Source organism: Reticulibacter mediterranei (assembly GCF_016587455.1).
On sequence record NZ_BNJK01000002.1, the window covers coordinates 2903754 to 2919176 of the forward strand.

The following is a 15423-nucleotide window of genomic DNA, read 5'->3' on the forward strand; positions in this document are numbered from 1 at the left end:
AGCTTGCGCTGTTTTTCACGATCTTCGGTTTCTTCAGTTGCTTCTTCTTGTTCTTTCTGTCCTGACTCTTTTTGCTGTGATGGAGCACACGAAGCTTGAGCAGATCGACTTCGGCGCGGGGAAGCGTCAGAACTGGGAACGCGGATCTCAACCAAGGCCCAGATTCAACCATCCTGCCACGACTTGTCTCGGTATTAGGCGCTCAAAATCAGAGCATGGAAGGCATTTAGCCGCTCACTGAACAGATCACGTTGTTGAGCCAAGGAAATACGTTGCCTGATAGTGGTACGAAAGCGAAAGAACTGACGAAGCTCATCAAACGCTCGACAAAAGCGGGATGCTGACAGGAAGTTTCCAAAACCGCGCATAGGATAATAGCGCTGTTTGATGCCACAATGATCTTGTTCTATTATATTATTAAGATAGTGGTGACACTGGTGAATAACAGGATTACCAAGCGTTTCGCGGATGGCACGTGGATAGGAACGATGTCCATCTGTTGTAACGTGCTGCGGTGCGTGACCAACTCCCTCAACGGCTTGCTGGAAAAATCGCTGTGCTGCCTCCATATCCCGTTTCTCACTCAGCATTGAATCAACCAGATTCCCGTCTTGATCAATGGCGCGATACAAATAGCACCATTTCCCTCGCACTTTGATGTAGGTTTCATCGGCATGCCAGCAGGTGCCTGCTTGTCCGCGTCGCTTTCTCCGTAGTTGATTTGCAATCAGTGGCGCAAAACGAGTTTCCCAGTCGCGAACTGCCTCATGGGTGAAAACAATCCCACGCGCCACAAATATTTCGGCTACATCCCGCAGACTCAACTTGTACCGCAATCGCCATAGAACGACCTGCAGGACGATGTCAGTGGGATATTCCAGGAAGTTAAACACAGTTCCTGTGCGCTCGGGGACCGATCCGTCTGCAGTCAGAGCAACGGAATGTCCGATAACCCAGCGACGTCTTCTTGGTCTGTTCCTTGGTGGTAGGAGAAGTGCAATATGGGCAGTTCATGGCTTCCTCCTCATCATATAATGATAGGTTAATGGCCCTCAGTCTACCACATGTGGGATCACGCTCCTTAGCCCTGTTCTCAGTTCTGACACTTCCGTTTGAGGGGCTGAACCTGGGGTGGAACATAGTGCTTTGAGGAAGAAACATTTGGCCGCCTGGGCATCGCGTGTCGGACTCAAGAGAAACTCCAGCGTTTGGCCATTTGAATCAACCGCTCGATAGAGATACATCCACTCTTTTTTCACTTTGATGTACGTCTCATCGACCCGCCAGGAGTCTGTTGTGGTCTTCAAATGGGGACGGCAACGTCGTTCCAGCTCAGGTGCATAGTGTTGGACCCAACGAGAAATCGTGGTATGATCGACCCGCAACCCTCGTTCGAGCATGATTTCTTCGAGATCCCTATAGCTGAGCGAATACCGAAGATACCAGCGCACACACAGGAGAATGATTTCAGGTTGGAAATGACGCCATTTGAAGGGATGCTGTTCGCTCATGGTGGCTCCTCAGGAAATCTTTCCCTCCACCTTAACAGATCAGCTCCTTTCTTGCAACACAACCGGAGCCAGGGTCAGGGCTTTCCAATTCTAATAAACAGTACAAGAACCAGTGAAAAGGAGAGCAAGAGCTTGTTGAGGGTGAGCGTCAAAATAGCGCATCTGTCGAGCAACGTTGCGAACGCCAACGCGATCCATCAAGCTCAAGATGGTGCTGTTGAGTTGAGCCAGAAGGCTCGGTACTCGTCCAGTGCGCGTTTGACAGGCATCTTCCCCTAAACTTCCGTCGCGGCGATAATGCAGCCGATTTTCGATGGCCCAATGCTCCCGAATCAAAGCGAGCAGGCGGCTAGGTGGCGCTTGGCGCATGGAGAGACTACTCAGTCCATAGACGACTTCATGACGAAGCGTGCCAGCTTTGAGCAAGAAGGTCGTCCGTTCGAGCCGAAAGACTTGCTCGATGCCTTCCCATTGCTTGCCAAACCACTCATTGAGATCAGGACTGCACGTGATAGCTCGATGTTCTTTCCGTCCATGAGCTTTGTCCCACGTCTCTGCTTGTTTCCACCGACGACGATCAGGGCCGCGATCTTCGAGCAAGTCCGCAATATCTTCCTGGAGGGTCGGTTGGTTCTCTTTGGCGATCAAAATATAATCTCCGGCTAGTTGATGCACGCGGCTACAGAGATCACGTTGGGTATGCATGGCATCAAGAGTCAAGATACGTCCTTTCACACATGAGGGAGTCAATAAGGGTTTGAGCGCACTGATCTCGTTCTCTTTGGCCCCGACATTACAGTGCCACAAGACAATGCCAGTGGCGACCTCATAACAACTGAGTTGATGGATTGGATGTTCTTGTGAGGTCGTGGCACGCAATGTTTTCCCGTCAATCGCCAGATGAGCATGATCGGCTTGACTCTGTGGAGTGTGTAACCGACTTGGCTCGTCTCCACACCGGATCTGAGCCTCCCATCGCACAAAAAAAGCTGATAAGATCTCATCAAGGTGTTTCCCATCCACTTTCGCCAAGACGTTCCAATAGGTCGTCTGACATGGCATCTTCTCTCGTCGTAACTCAAAGTGTTGGGCCAAGTATCCTGCTCGATGGCGAATCCATTCGGTGGCTGCACTCAATGTTTTTTGTCCCGCAAGTTTGGCAAGCACAAGCAGGCACAAGATCACTGCCAAAGAGTAGCGTTTGCCTTGCGCACGCCTGGGATCAGTCAGTCCTTGCAATGCTTCATAGAGCGAGAGAACTGCGCTTTCCGCTGCTTCCATCTCCGCTTGAGGTGGCACGTTCCATGTTGTATAGTCCATAGAGAGTTTTCCTTGTCGATGTGATGTTTTTTGTATTCTACAAGAAAAACTCTTCTTTTTCACCTCCTCTTTGAGAATTGGAAAGCCCTGGAGCCAGGGTAGTCAGTATGGCACCGAGGACGATTGCCACTGCCCAGACAAGCAACGCGCTTGTCGAGAACCGAAACGGCAGTGGCGCGCCGAGAAACAGGTTGCCTAGCCCCACATCCATAACCCTGGTGAGAAGGAGGGCAACAACGACCGCAACCACGCAGGATAAGGCAGCCGTAAAGACGCCTTCGGCAACCACGACGCGGCGCACGATGGAGGCAGGTGCCCCAATCGCCCTCATCACGCCGAACTCGCGGGTGCGCTCGAGCACGTTTGTGCTCATCGTCGAGCCCAGCCCTATCAGTCCAACTACGCCCATGACCGAGGCCATCAACAGGAAGACGACAACCAGCACAGAAAGGTGGCCTGTTGAGACCGCGGTAAGCCAGTCGAGTGGCCGCACGTACCGCACCTTGATCGCGGCATTCGTCAGCGTTTGCCTGACCATCTGACCAAGAGCCATCCGTGTCTGCGCATCGTGACTATCGGTGACGATGCGGATGATGTTGGCCTGACCGGTGCGACCGGTGACCTGATCGAAGCCAGCGCGCGACACACAGGGGCACGTTGGCGCGAACAATTCCTCTACGATGCCCACGACGCGCCAGGTGGTGCGTTTCCCCCCAACTGCGAGCTGGATGGTCGCCTCGCCAACGCGCCGACCTTGCAGCAGGTTCTTCATCATCTGAGGAAGAACCATCGCGTTCGTGTCATCTGAACGCAGCCATCGCCCCTCCAGAACGGGAGGTGGGACGAATACTGATGAAGTCTCCGGCACCGTGGTCACATTCAGAGAGCCGTGCCCTTGATCTGGATATGTCGTAGTGACGTCGACCTGTCCAGAGGATTGGAGTGCTGCTGGCTCCGAGGTCCAGGTTTCGACATGGGTCACATGCGGGATGCGTGCAACGACGCTTTCGAGCCTGGTTGCGGAAACTGGTGCATCCAGTGCTACTTCAACGTCCCATCGTTGTTCTGCCGCGAGGGTGTCTGGTATCGCCTCGATGCCCGCTGATGTGTTCAGTCCGCTGATGAAAATGGCCCCGGCCAGCGCCAGCAATCCAACTGCGAGCCCGAAGCGCGCTCGACGCCGAAAGGTGTTGCGCAGCGCCAGGAGGGAGCCACTTGCGGTCGAGGCCGCGCAGCCTGCTCAGCCAGGTATCAAGGCCCTTTGCTCTGAGCACCTTCTGGCCCATGCCACGGTCGTCGAGCGTCTCCCGAACTGTTCTGCGACTTGCCCGCATGAGAGGGACCAGTGCCATCACCAGCGGCAGGCCAACACCGGCGGTGATGACGAGCGCGTACGTCCACCACGGAGCCGCAAGGCTGGTCGGGTCCATGTTCAGCATGTTGACCAGCATCACCTGGGCCCATCCACGACCCAATATGATGCCGGGGAGGAAGGCCAGGGCGGTAGCCACCGCCGTCACCAGCAGCGTCATGAACAGGTACAACTGCAAGGTCTGACGCGAACGAGCACCGATGGCCTTCAGTATTCCGATCTGAGGGATCTGCCGGGTGAGCAGTCCGTTCAACATGGTGGCGACCAGGATGGCGCTAAGCAACAACGACAGGACGCCGAAGGCGAGAAGCGCCAGCAGCAGCATGTTCATCTGCCCCTGGTGCGGATGTTGATAGGGGGGAGGAACTTGTATCTGCTCGATGGAGAGGTGGTGTGTTTGCTTCAACCGGTTGGCGAGACGAAGCACGGTCTGTACGATGACCTCTCGGTTGTGGCTCGGCACCGTTCCTCCAGGCTGGTCCGCGACAGTGATCGCCAGTTCGTCGAGAACGGGCGGTTTGCCCAGGAGCGGGAGCGTCGCCGTCGAGATATAGCCGTAGCCCTTTTGCTCCTCGTAGGCAGGCGCCAGGCTGGGGTCATGGACAACTCCGGTGATTCTGAGGGAAACCGGTCTGCCGTCGAGACCGGCAATCACCAGACTGTCACCGACTTTCAGGTTCAGGAACCTGAGTGCCTCCCGCTCGATCAGGACTCCGTTAGGAGGAGGCGGCCAACTCCCTTGCTCAACCGGGAACCTGGCGATCCTCATCGGATCGTTGGGGGCAGCGATGAAGATCTGGAGCGGAATCGCCGACAAGCGACCGTCCTGTGTCTGCATTTGGAACGTGCTCACGGCCCGCAGCGTCGCGTCGATGATGCCAGGTTCAGCCAGGGCCGCGCTGCGGATGGTGTCAACCTGCTCCTGCTCGACTTCCTCAGAGAGCACGATTCTGGCTGAAGCAGGTTGAGTGCTCGTGTAGCCGTTGCTGATCTGGGGATCGATGATTGAACGCGTATACAGCACGGTGCCGAAAGCGACCAGGCTGATACTGATAGCGACAACCATCAGCAGTATGCGTGTCCAGGTTGTTCGTAGATCCTTGAGCAGCTTGATGAAGAGAAGCCTTGTCACTGCTGTACCTCCCCTGACGCTCGATGATGCGCTTCGCTTCGTGCATCGTCGGCAATGCAACCATCCACCAGTGTTATCTGCCGACTGACGTGGCGTCTGATGTCGCGTTCATGGGTGACAAGCACGACCGTCTTCCCCTGCCCAACCAGGTCAGTAAACAGATTGAGCACCGCGTCAGCAGTCCGGGTATCGAGGTTGCCAGTCGGTTCATCAGCAACGATGAGCGGAGGATCATTGGCCAGAGCCCGCGCAATCGCCGTACGCTGCTGCTCACCTCCTGAGAGGGATGTGTCAGAACTCAGAACAGGGGAAGCAATAAAACGTGTTGAGGGAACTTCTCGCCCACATGGCCGCCAGCGCCATGGCTTTCAAAGCATCCAATCGTTGACGAAACAAACGGCGTCGATCTGCCAGAGAAATGTATTGCTGCATGGTGGTGCGAAAGCGAAAGAACTGGCGTACTTCCTCAAATGCTCGACAGAAACGTGATGCCGACGTGAAGTTTCCAAACCCGCGCATGGGGTAGTAGCGTTGTTTGATGCAACGGTGGTCTTGCTCCATTCGATTGTTGAGATAGGGGTTACACCGATGAATGACTTCACCGCCAAGGGTCTCACGGATCGCACGCGGATAGGAATCATGTCCATCGGTCGTCACCCGCTCTGGAGCATGTCCCACCGTTGCTATAGCCTGGCTGAAAAACTGCTTTGCCGCCTCCATATCTCGCTTCTCGCTCAGGCGTGAGTCAACCAGATTGCCATCTCGATCGATCGCCCGATAGAGGTAACACCATTTTCCCTGCACCTTCACGTACGTCTCGTCGACGTACCACGATATTCCAGCTTGTCCACGTCGCTTTCTGCGCAGTTGATCCCCAATGAGTGGTGCAAAGCGTGCTTCCCAATCTCGCACCGCTTCATGTGTGAACGCAAAACCCCGTTGCAAGAACATCTCAGCCAGGTCCCGCAGACTCAACTTATAGCGAAGCCTCCACAGCACGACGAGCAGAACGGTATCGGTGGGATATTCAAGAAAATTGAAGGGCGTCTCGCTTCGTTCATTGAAGCATCGCTTGCAAGCTGAGCAGTGAAAGGTGCGGTAACCAAGTGCTGTTTTCTTGCGCTGTTCCTTTGTGTTCTGAGATGTACAATGTGGACAGTTCATAGGGATCCCTCCTGAAAACAATTTGCCTCATCATCAGTCTATCATAGAGGTGTCAAGAATTTATCTCTGGTTGAGGTTTCGGTCTCAGTTCTGACGCATCCAGTCCTACTGCGACGCCAAAACCAAGTCCTACCGCGACAGCGAAACCGAGTCCGACACTAACAACTCAAACCAGTCCAACGCCGACGCCAGGGCATACGGGAACAGTGATTGGTTCGACAGGCCAGGGAGCAATACGTCGAAGACGTTCACGAATCCGACAGATAGCAATAAGAGCTTGCTCATCCACCTGTCCAACGGGAATTTTGTGGCGTTCGAGTCTGCCTGTACCCATGAGGGAGTGACGTGTTATTATGATAGCGGCCAGCAAAAGATTGTCTGTCCTCGCCATAACGCGCTCTTTGACCCGGCCAACAACGCTTCTGTGCTGCAAGGGCCGCCCAACCGACCGCGACAGCCGTTCCGGTCAGGGTTAATGGAGATGGAACCATTACGACCGGCTAATGTCCCCTGACAACGGGCAGGCCAATCGAGCGATTCCACACGTCTCCAGAATGAGCTCAAGACAGCGAGGCAGGGGCGAGGCCGTGTTGACGAGGATATGCTTCATGCCAGGAGATTCGTCAGGTTGGACGCTCTCCCACACGGCTTTTTGTGCCTCGTAGAGCGCTGGACGCCCATCGGATGCGGATGAGACTTCATCTACCATCTGCGCTCCTGTCATCCGCCTTTGCCAGCGCGTTGCTAGCCGCTCAAGCGCGATTGGCTGGTCACAGCGACATTCAACAAACACAACGGCTGCATTGCGGGTCCGCGCCACCTCGGCTACTGCCTGGCGATTGGCCTTTTGGAGGAAGGAGGCATCCAGCAGGACGGAGCGGCCCTGCGCCAGGACTTCACCGGCCTTTTGATGGAGGGCCTGATAGGTTTGTTCGGTCCAGATCGGTCCATAAATGCCCTGTCCGAAGGCCTCTGCCTGGGGATGGGCTGGTGCGAGGAGAGCAAGATGTTTGCGTATTTCATCAGAAGAGAACAGGCTCCAACCGAGCGTTTGTTGAAGCGCATGAGTCACTGTGCTTTTGCCCGTTCCCATCAATCCACCAACCATGACGACTGCTGGCTGCACAGGGGTTCGGGCATAATGAGCAGCCAGCGCAAAGAGCGTTCTGGCCTGTTGCTCGGCTGTAAGGCGTTGTTCGGTTGAAATCTCGCTTTCGTCCAGCAGGAATGCCATTACTTTGCCGCGTACGCAGGCGCGATAGCATTGATAAAAGGGCAACAATTCCTGTAATGTATGATCGCTGGTGGCATCGACATAGGCTTGCGTAAAGCTGCGGGCCAGGTCTGCGCGTCCAGCCGCCTCTATTTCCATCGTCAGAAACGCAATTTCACTGGCAACATCGCTATAGCGAAAGCGTTCATTGAACTCGATGCGGTCGAGCAGCACAAATGCCGGGGACTGGCTGTTGCCATCGACGGCCTTATTCAGCAGATAGACGTGTTGCAGACGTAAATCCCCGTGACAATCTCGAATGCGTCCCTGCCCGATGCGTTGGGCAAAGAGAGCTGTGCGATGCTTTAAAAAAGCATGCACATATGTCACCATCTGCTCATAGGTATCGTTGTCCAGGATGCGGTTAATAAAGGGGTGTATCTGACTGAAGTTCTCTTCCCAGTTGGCCGAGATCACGTCCAGGCTCCCAAAGTGAGCGATCTGCTCATTTGTGGGCGTTTTGGTATGAAAAGCTGCAACAAAACGAGCAAGGGCGGACAGAGATGATACGTCAAGAGTGTCTGCCTGTACTCGCGCCTCCAGAGTGGCTGTATCGGGCAGGCGCTTCATAACCACCGCGAAGTCGATGATCTCTCCCCCAGCATAGTTATCGCCGGGAAAAGGAACTCTATCGAGAGGCAGCGTTGGCCCGAAGCATGCTCTACCTCTCGGAGGCGATACAATAGGAGCTATACGCAGGTAGACACCCGGCGCAAATGGAGCATTGAGGCGAACCTCCTGCTGACAGAAAAAGCGGCGCTGGGCAGACGTGGAATAATCAAAGAACTCGAAGTTCATCGGCTTCTTGATTTTATAGACATACTCATGGGTGAGCACGACTGCAGAGGCGTGCGTCTGTATGAGCGTGATTGGCATCTTTGTCGAAACCGGAACTGGAAATGCCTGTATCTGCGTCAGGTCATCCAACATCGTTTGAAATGTGCTGACACTCCTTTGCATGGTTCGTCTCCTTCCAGAACTTCCTCTCTCCATCTCTCCTCCTGGAGGAGATACCTCTTTGCCGTGACAAATTCCTCTCATTTCTGGCCGATAGCATCACAAGGCCTCCACGCACCTCTTGTCGCTCATCTAGAAGTGCAGGAATGGTTGGAGCACCACGTAGCCAGCCATGTAGAGGCCGAACCCGATCACCAGCAGGCTGACACCCCAGGCCACCAATTTATGCCATCCATGCATACGACGCTCTGGCGGGAGCGCAACACGCTCCAGGGCCAGTAAAAAGCCCAGAACGATAGGCAGCAGAATAGCATTCATGACTTCAATATCCACAGTGAGATTCACCAGGGAGAGGCCAGAAAGCACCAGAACCGCTCCTCCAAGATGTGCCAGGGTATAGATGATGTAGAAGCCCTTCGCCTTATAAAAGGGCAGGTTCAAACTATGATTGAGACCAAAGGCTTCACCGATGCCCCATGCTCCCGCCAGAGAAACGACCAGCGAGGCCAGAAATCCAGCACCGGCCATGCCCAGACCACAGAACACGATGGCCCCCACAACTCCCAGCGTTGGTTGCAGTCCGGTGGCGATGTCCTGAATAGTTTGTAACGACGCTCCTGAGTTCTGTTGTCCGATGGTTGCCGCAACCATGACCATCACTGCTATCATCACAACCTGCGTAACGATGGCTCCCAGGCAGGTATCCCAGCGTGCAATCTTTAGCTGTTGACTACCATGCAGATGCTTATCTACTATCGCCCCTTGCTGATAAAAGACCATCCAGGGCATAATCACCGCGCCAACATTGGCCGCCAGCAGAAAAAGATAATTGCCGTTCTGGAGGGGTACATTAGTCAAAGCACGCGCTATCTGGCCCGCATTAGGGTGAACCAGAAAAGCGGCGGGGAGAAAAAGCAGTTCCAGCAGACCGACAGCAATGCCGACGCGCTCGACCCGGCGATAACTCCCGCTCACTCCGATCCAGATCAGCAGGACCGTGACCAGAGGAACACTGATCCAGGGTGAGATATGGAGCATCTCTCCGACTCCGGCAATACCGGCGAATTCTGTCACCAGCGCGCCTACCGCCGCTAGAAAAAGAGTGACGACAGAAACCACTGCCCATCGCATGCCGAAATGCTGTCGAATTAGTTCTCCGTGCCCTTTGTGGGTCACTACGCCCAGGCGCACCGTCATTTCTTGCACAATAGCGAGAATGGGGATCAAAAGAAGCTGTGGTAGCAACAGAGCATATTTCCACTGCGCTCCCGATTGGGCTGCCGTGATAATGCTGCCAGCATCGGTATCGGCCAGCATGACCATCAGTCCAGGACCAATCACGGCCAGCCAGTAAATGACATGTCGCCAGAGCGAGGTATACCGATGCTGCGATTTCGGTATGGATAGGGCACTGACGACTTCGTGGGGTAGAGTAGACCGTTCTATGAAACCTCTTCCATCCTTACGAGAAGGTATATCCATTGTATCAATACACTCTTCCTATTTTTTATTTGTTTGCAAGCGATAGAAATCCTACCTCTTTAGTAAGATATTAGCATCGCCTAATATAAAAACTCAAGCTTTAAAAGGCCTTTCGCTTAGCCTGCCAGGCTTTGTGAGCACTTTGTGACCTTGCTCGTCTCAAGCATGATCGTCATATGAGAAAACAGGTAGCCTTTGTGAGTGGGATGACCATCATGCGCCAGCGTGGCATCGTGCGGACTCAACGCGTCGGAACTCAGGTTCATTACCAGCTTGCCGATCCACGTATACTGCACGCATGTCATCTCACGCGGGAGATCTTGCTTCAGCAGTTGCTCCAACAGGCTAGCTTAGCACAGAAGGACCGCCAGGAATAACCCCTGGTGGTCCTTTCGCTTTCCCGGGCAAGGATGAGAAGCAGTAGATAGAAAACGGCACGTCCAACGTGATGAAAGCCGAGCGAGACGGGTTCCTGGACCGGATATGGGGAAGGATATCTCGGCTCCGGCCCAGGAACCCGTAGAGTGGTCGAGACCACATTCTGCTCACCCGCCCGGTGGAGGGAGGAAAAGCACACGTCGTTGTGTGAATCTCTGGTGTACCATTCCTTTTCGGGAACACTGACAGTATATACAATGGAAATCTCGCTACAGTCACAAAATGTCGGATTTGTTTCTCGGATCGATCACAATAGTATAGTTTGTCTGAGCGCGGGACATATGAGGCATTTCATTTGAAGGCAAGGAGGTATCAGGCGACACTGGCTCTGCCTACCTGCTTTCCTTCATTCCTCTTTAGAGGAACGATCACCCGATGCGTCAATAAGATCTCGATAGCATACCAGCGCGCTACATCACTACAGTCTTGATCCAGCATATGCAACAGTTTATGCAGGTGAAGCGGTTTCCAGTACTTGCTATATCCCACTGTCTGGCTACAGAGAGTAATAAAGCGCTTGAAGATGTCATCAGGGCAATCACCGACGGTATAGGTGATCTGGTCGAGAAGAAAACGACTGCGCAATGCTTGATACAAGCTAATATCTGGCCGCACGGTGTACTCGACGCATCTGGCTGGCTGTGACTCTGGAAGTGATGTAGTAGACATCGGCTTCTGCTCCTTCCTTTGTTTCTCTTCTGGCGAAAAGGATAGCGCATATTGTTCACATCACCATCACAAAAACGGCGTCGGGGATTACAACTCCGTCACGTAATGGAAGAGTTGTTCTCTCTGAAGGAGTGCGCAATTGAGCGTATCACCGTGAGCGAATCGTGAAGGATTGATGCTGCCCTGTGATGGAGTTGAGAGGAGGCGCTGCTATGCTAGATAGCGTGATGTGATGGGTCGATCTCGTGCAAGGAGGCACATCAGAAAGGAGAAAGATGATGTTCAAACGCATCCTTGTTCCTTTAGACGAATCCGCTCGTGCAGAACGTGCTCTTCCGGTTGCCCTTCGTCTTGCTCAGGCAACACATGGCACCGTCATTTTGTTTCATGCCGTCAATCCTATTACCGAATTGTGGCCGGTGCCGCCTGAGCGCTGGTCTATGACCTATACTGTTGAATCCCATATTGCCGAAGCAAGGCAGTATCTGGCCCATCAGAAACAGGCCATCGGCCAGGAGGAAGTCACAGTGGAAACGGAGATTGCCGTTGGGCCACCTGCTCAAGCGGAAGCGAAAGAATTGGCGCACCTCATCAAAGGCTCGGCAAAATTGTGCTGCGGATGCGAAGTTTCCAAAGCCTCGCATGGGGTAGTAGCGTTGTTTGATGCCACGATGATTCTGTTCTATGAGATTATTGAGGTAGTGACTACATTGGTGGAGAACTTCTCCGCCAAGGGTCTCACGTATTGCTCGTGGATAGGTAACATGCCCATCGGTGGTGACTCGCTCTGGTGCATGGCCCACCGTCTCGAGCGCTTGCTGGAAAAATCGCTGCGCTGCATCCATATCCCGTTTCTGGCTCAGCATCGAGTCAACGAGATTGCCATCTCGATCAATGGCCCGATACAGGTAACACCACTTCCCTTGCACTTTGACGTAGGTTTCATCAACATGCCAAACGGTTCCAGCACATCCACGCCGCCTGGATCGCAACTGATCTGCTAGCAACGGAGCAAAGCGAGCTTCCCAATCTCGTACCGCTTCATGTGTAAACACGAAACCCCGTTGCAAGAACATCTCGGCCAGGTCCCGCAGACTCAACTTATAGCGAAGCCTCCACAGCACGACGAGCACGACGAGATCGGTAGGATATTCCAAATAATTGAAAGGAGTGCCGCTACGTTCATTGAAGGCGTGCTGGCAGATGGAACAGCGGAACGTCCGGTAGCCCAGCGCCGTTTTCTTCTTCTGCTCCTTGGTTGCCGTGGACAGACAGCCTGGACAGTTCATGCGGTACTCCTCCTCAAAATGTGCGTGTGACCATCAGTCTATCACAAAAGGCAGAGCATCCTTCTCAGTTCTGACGCATCCGCCACGCCTTCAACCAATCCGCCAAAGCAAGAAGATCTGTGGTCATGGTTGAAAACGTTCGGCTTTTCTGTTGAATGGTTCCATCCAACAGAGTAATGAGAATGCAGACAACAACGGTCTTCTTATGCACATCCAGACCAGCACAGCGTTGGTGAAGCACTTGCATGGAACCTCTCCTCTTCATGGAAATCGCTTACACTCTTAGGGTGGGAGGGCGCGGGGTGCGTAACGGACAACAAGTTTCCGAGGCCGTGCTCTTCCCCAGGGGGATGGCAACAATCATCTCTTGCAGTCCGCACCTGGATCACCTTTTGATTCGGGTTCGCCACGCCAATTGCGGGACCGATCACTGCACGCCGACCACCCAACGAGTATACTCCATTTTCATGCCCTTCTCCGACGCTTTGCGTCATGGTCCTTTCGATGAAGAACATGTGTTCATTGACAAGCGAAAAAAGATGCGGTAGCATGGGAAGCGGATTCAGGCATTGGCCGAAGGAGGCCGATGACCTCAAAAAGTCCCCAAAAATCTACTTCATGACGCCATCCTCTTGAATCATCAAAAGTTCGGAAGACCACCATCCGTGGCGGGGTTTCGTATCAAGCATCGCTCCTCGTTCGAAGTTGGCTTTCGTGCTACATCCAGATATCGGAGGTGCAGTCGCCACCAGGATAACGCATCTCGTGGGCTCGTGCCGGACCAGCGGGTTCTTTGCCGAAATCAACATAGAAGTTCTCGTTGATCTTCAAACCACCGTTCTCCGTATCGCAATCAATTTGCAGGAGATACGATCCTACTTTGGCGATATCGGGGTAGAACTGGTTATCCCACGAACTGTAGAGCGAGTTGGTGACGTACAGCCGCTTGCCATCAAGACTGAGCTGAAGCATCTGCGGACCACCATTGAGCTTAAGATCTTGAACACCGGCAGCTTTTCCAAGCAGGCCACCGCACCAAACTTGCCCAGTAAGTTTCGGATGGGAAGGATTGCTAATATCATACTGACGAATATCGCCATGGAGCCAGTTCGAGAGGTAGAGATACCTGTCGTCCATCGAGACGAGGAAATCGGTAATCAGCGATGGTACTGGAATGGGCCAACCTTCTAGTTCAACTGAAGGGATATCAATGACCTTTTCAAGCTGCCACTTCCCATCGGGCTTATGCCAGTGCCACATGTTGCTACTGAGCGTCGCTCCTACGAACCCATGCGTGCTATCAGGGTTATGGTGGAAGCGTACCTCAAGCGGAATCATGCCTTCTTCGCCCAGATCGAAACGCTGGACAATGTCATGCTTCTCCCAATTCCAGAAGTACAGGTGGTGACCATATTTGTCCCCAGCCACATCTTCCAGGTTGAAGCCTTTCGTAAATGTATTAGGCGCAGCCCATCCGCTACTCACCATCACATTGTAGCGTGGCTGATACCAGTAGTCATAGTTGAAGCGCATGCCGTCAGCGTTGTGTTCCCAACGGCCTGCAATATCGAACTGTTCGTCGAGCAGAAGGAAGCCGCCAGGACCATTGCCCTCACTGTCACCGAGCATCGAGATCATAATGGTATTATCGGCAAGACAGTGAACAGTGTGGGGAGCAGTAAGGTTCGTCTTCTGCTTGACCTCTTCAGGTTCGATCACCTTATGCAGTTTTGGTGCCCGTTCATCAGAGACATCCAGGATGTGAATGCGGCTGGAAAACATCCCCGGAACGATCAGAAAGCGGCGTGATTTGCTTTCATCTGCATAACATGAGCTACAAGCATTCCAGCCAAAATGATGCAATTCGTCACCAATGTTGGGCATCGGTGTACGATGAATGACCTGGGAGTAGGTTGGGGATATGGGATCAACATCGACTGTGGCCAGGTAATCAGGCTCCTCGATCCCTGTTCCTACGTAAAGTGCGATGCTGTAAAGCACCTTTTCGGGGGGAGCCTTCATTGCCTCTGCGGGTGAAGCGTAGCCTGGTCCAGAGCAGGAATGATCTTCATGATGCATTGCATGTTCATTTTCCATACCGTACAGAACTCCTTTCACTGGATGAGAGGACTGTGACTGTGTTGCCCTTCTCAAGTAGCACTACAATCTTCGCTTCAGATGGGTAGAACGCTTCAACCTGGTCTGCCGTTTTTAGCTCTGCCGTTTTTAGCTCTTCCTTATGGAAGAGCTATTTCATTTTGCCTTAATCAGTTGCTGTCGAACTAGCGAAGGCATGCACAGGGGGCATGAGCATTGCTGAAGCAGAGGGCAAAACCGTGACAGCACCCAGGCCAAACGCTTGGAGCGGCGACAGCCTCCTAAAGGACTTGCGATTCTTCCCTCCTTGTGCATCGCTGTGTTCAATGGCTCTCATTATGCCTTCAGGCCTCGGCAATCCAAGCTCTTCACTTGATTGCCTACAACTAATTTATACACTCTAAAATCTATCGAGCCGATGGAACCCCTATTTTACGGCAGAGAGTCAAGCGCGGCAGCACTGTATCTCCCACCTGCCGCCTGTTCCACTCCACAGCGCCAGCAAACCCATAAAACCCATGATAGTTGCACACCCCATATCATCGTTTGATGCTAGATAGTACAGTATTTAGAAATATAGCCAGCTGGTTCTGGTTGTGAGATGGTCTCTCATCGTCATGTCTCTTTGGTCAAGTATAAGGAGTTGACAGAGAGAAGAAAGAGTGATTAGCTCAAGGAAAACGAAGGAGGAAGCTCTCCATGTGGTTGTGTTGCAAAAA

At 53.2% G+C, this 15423-nt stretch carries 13 protein-coding genes and 5 pseudogenes; 3 read left to right on the forward strand and 15 right to left on the reverse strand.

Annotated elements, in window-relative coordinates; genetic code table 11:
• Positions 1 to 194: 194 nt before the first annotated feature.
• The 9 genes and pseudogenes from K3T83_RS51860 to K3T83_RS51895 all read right to left on the reverse strand — a co-directional run bounded on the left by K3T83_RS51860 (position 195) and on the right by K3T83_RS51895 (position 6890).
• Positions 195 to 1014, reverse strand: a pseudogene (locus K3T83_RS51860) (IS6 family transposase).
• A 98-nt stretch (positions 1015 to 1112) separates the two neighbouring features.
• A pseudogene (locus tag K3T83_RS51865) lies at positions 1113 to 1511 on the reverse strand (IS6 family transposase); the annotation flags it as partial.
• A gap of 90 nt (positions 1512 to 1601) precedes the next feature.
• Positions 1602 to 2831 (reverse strand): ISAs1 family transposase, encoded by a 1230-nt coding sequence (locus K3T83_RS51870; RefSeq protein ID WP_220203673.1) that lies wholly within the window; start codon positions 2829 to 2831, stop codon positions 1602 to 1604.
• A gap of 37 nt (positions 2832 to 2868) precedes the next feature.
• Entirely contained in the window at positions 2869 to 3981 is a 1113-nt protein-coding gene (locus K3T83_RS51875) for an ABC transporter permease (protein WP_220210919.1), read from the reverse strand.
• A complete protein-coding gene (locus K3T83_RS51880; protein ID WP_220210920.1) occupies positions 3878 to 5395 on the reverse strand; it encodes an ABC transporter permease in 1518 nt (505 codons plus the stop codon). The genes K3T83_RS51875 and K3T83_RS51880 overlap by 104 nt, the downstream gene beginning before the upstream one ends.
• Positions 5332 to 5505, reverse strand: coding sequence for a hypothetical protein (locus K3T83_RS56885; protein WP_236065290.1), 174 nt, complete (start codon positions 5503 to 5505; stop codon positions 5332 to 5334). The genes K3T83_RS51880 and K3T83_RS56885 overlap by 64 nt, the downstream gene beginning before the upstream one ends.
• An 87-nt stretch (positions 5506 to 5592) precedes the next feature.
• A pseudogene (locus K3T83_RS58440) lies at positions 5593 to 5652 on the reverse strand (hypothetical protein); the annotation flags it as partial.
• Positions 5627 to 6499 carry an IS6 family transposase gene (locus K3T83_RS51890; protein WP_220210921.1) on the reverse strand — a complete coding sequence of 291 codons (873 nt, stop codon included), beginning with the start codon at positions 6497 to 6499 and terminating at the stop codon, positions 5627 to 5629. The pseudogene K3T83_RS58440 and the gene K3T83_RS51890, both read right to left, overlap by 26 nt.
• 166 nt (positions 6500 to 6665) lie before the next feature.
• Entirely contained in the window at positions 6666 to 6890 is a 225-nt protein-coding gene (locus K3T83_RS51895; RefSeq protein WP_220211161.1) for a hypothetical protein, read from the reverse strand.
• Between K3T83_RS51895 and K3T83_RS58445 the strand changes: the two genes are divergently transcribed.
• Complete coding sequence (locus tag K3T83_RS58445; protein ID WP_220210922.1) at positions 6807 to 7013, forward strand: Rieske 2Fe-2S domain-containing protein; 207 nt, start codon at positions 6807 to 6809, stop codon at positions 7011 to 7013. The genes K3T83_RS51895 and K3T83_RS58445 overlap by 84 nt on opposite strands.
• Here K3T83_RS58445 and K3T83_RS51905 read toward each other — a convergent pair.
• Together K3T83_RS51905 and K3T83_RS51910 are read right to left on the reverse strand one after the other, a co-directional pair.
• The gene (locus tag K3T83_RS51905; RefSeq protein ID WP_220210923.1) at positions 6990 to 8732 is read right to left on the reverse strand and encodes a bifunctional aminoglycoside phosphotransferase/ATP-binding protein; all 1743 of its coding nucleotides are present in this window, start codon (positions 8730 to 8732) and stop codon (positions 6990 to 6992) included. The genes K3T83_RS58445 and K3T83_RS51905 overlap by 24 nt on opposite strands.
• Positions 8733 to 8861: 129 nt before the next feature.
• On the reverse strand, positions 8862 to 10211 hold the full coding sequence (locus K3T83_RS51910) for an NRAMP family divalent metal transporter (protein ID WP_220210924.1): 1350 nt from the start codon (positions 10209 to 10211) through the stop codon (positions 8862 to 8864).
• 176 nt (positions 10212 to 10387) lie between these two features.
• Here K3T83_RS51910 and K3T83_RS51915 point away from each other — a divergent pair, with 176 nt between their 5' ends.
• Positions 10388 to 10588 (forward strand): hypothetical protein, encoded by a 201-nt coding sequence (locus K3T83_RS51915; RefSeq protein WP_220210925.1) that lies wholly within the window; start codon positions 10388 to 10390, stop codon positions 10586 to 10588.
• A 373-nt stretch (positions 10589 to 10961) separates the two neighbouring features.
• On the opposite strand, the gene K3T83_RS51920 is transcribed toward K3T83_RS51915, so the two are convergent.
• On the reverse strand, positions 10962 to 11318 hold the full coding sequence (locus tag K3T83_RS51920) for a hypothetical protein (protein ID WP_220210926.1): 357 nt from the start codon (positions 11316 to 11318) through the stop codon (positions 10962 to 10964).
• Between the two features lie 278 nt (positions 11319 to 11596).
• On the opposite strand from K3T83_RS51920, the pseudogene K3T83_RS56890 reads away from it, so the two are divergent.
• Positions 11597 to 11830 (forward strand): annotated as a pseudogene (locus tag K3T83_RS56890) (universal stress protein); the annotation flags it as partial.
• Positions 11831 to 11881: 51 nt separating this feature from the next.
• Here K3T83_RS56890 and K3T83_RS51925 read toward each other — a convergent pair.
• From K3T83_RS51925 to K3T83_RS51935, 3 genes and pseudogenes are all read right to left on the reverse strand, one after another.
• Positions 11882 to 12607, reverse strand: a pseudogene (locus tag K3T83_RS51925) (IS6 family transposase); the annotation flags it as partial.
• Positions 12608 to 12671: 64 nt separating this feature from the next.
• Entirely contained in the window at positions 12672 to 12854 is a 183-nt protein-coding gene (locus tag K3T83_RS51930) for a hypothetical protein (RefSeq protein ID WP_220210927.1), read from the reverse strand.
• Positions 12855 to 13324: 470 nt separating this feature from the next.
• On the reverse strand, positions 13325 to 14704 hold the full coding sequence (locus tag K3T83_RS51935; RefSeq protein ID WP_220210928.1) for a selenium-binding family protein: 1380 nt from the start codon (positions 14702 to 14704) through the stop codon (positions 13325 to 13327).
• Positions 14705 to 15423: the final 719 nt, after the last annotated feature.

Excerpts from the sequence above, each read along its gene's own strand:
- K3T83_RS51915 (WP_220210925.1), top strand. The coding sequence starts at position 10,388 with ATGAGAAAACAGGTAGCCTTTGTGAGTGGGATGACCATCATGCGCCAG.
- K3T83_RS51930 (WP_220210927.1), bottom strand. The coding sequence starts at position 12,854 with ATGCAAGTGCTTCACCAACGCTGTGCTGGTCTGGATGTGCATAAGAAG.
- K3T83_RS51890 (WP_220210921.1), bottom strand. The coding sequence starts at position 6,499 with ATGAACTGTCCACATTGTACATCTCAGAACACAAAGGAACAGCGCAAG.
- K3T83_RS51905 (WP_220210923.1), bottom strand. The coding sequence starts at position 8,732 with ATGCAAAGGAGTGTCAGCACATTTCAAACGATGTTGGATGACCTGACG.
- K3T83_RS51895 (WP_220211161.1), bottom strand. The coding sequence starts at position 6,890 with ATGGCGAGGACAGACAATCTTTTGCTGGCCGCTATCATAATAACACGT.
- K3T83_RS51870 (WP_220203673.1), bottom strand. The coding sequence starts at position 2,831 with ATGGACTATACAACATGGAACGTGCCACCTCAAGCGGAGATGGAAGCA.
- K3T83_RS51920 (WP_220210926.1), bottom strand. The coding sequence starts at position 11,318 with ATGTCTACTACATCACTTCCAGAGTCACAGCCAGCCAGATGCGTCGAG.
- K3T83_RS51935 (WP_220210928.1), bottom strand. The coding sequence starts at position 14,704 with ATGGAAAATGAACATGCAATGCATCATGAAGATCATTCCTGCTCTGGA.
- K3T83_RS51910 (WP_220210924.1), bottom strand. The coding sequence starts at position 10,211 with ATGGATATACCTTCTCGTAAGGATGGAAGAGGTTTCATAGAACGGTCT.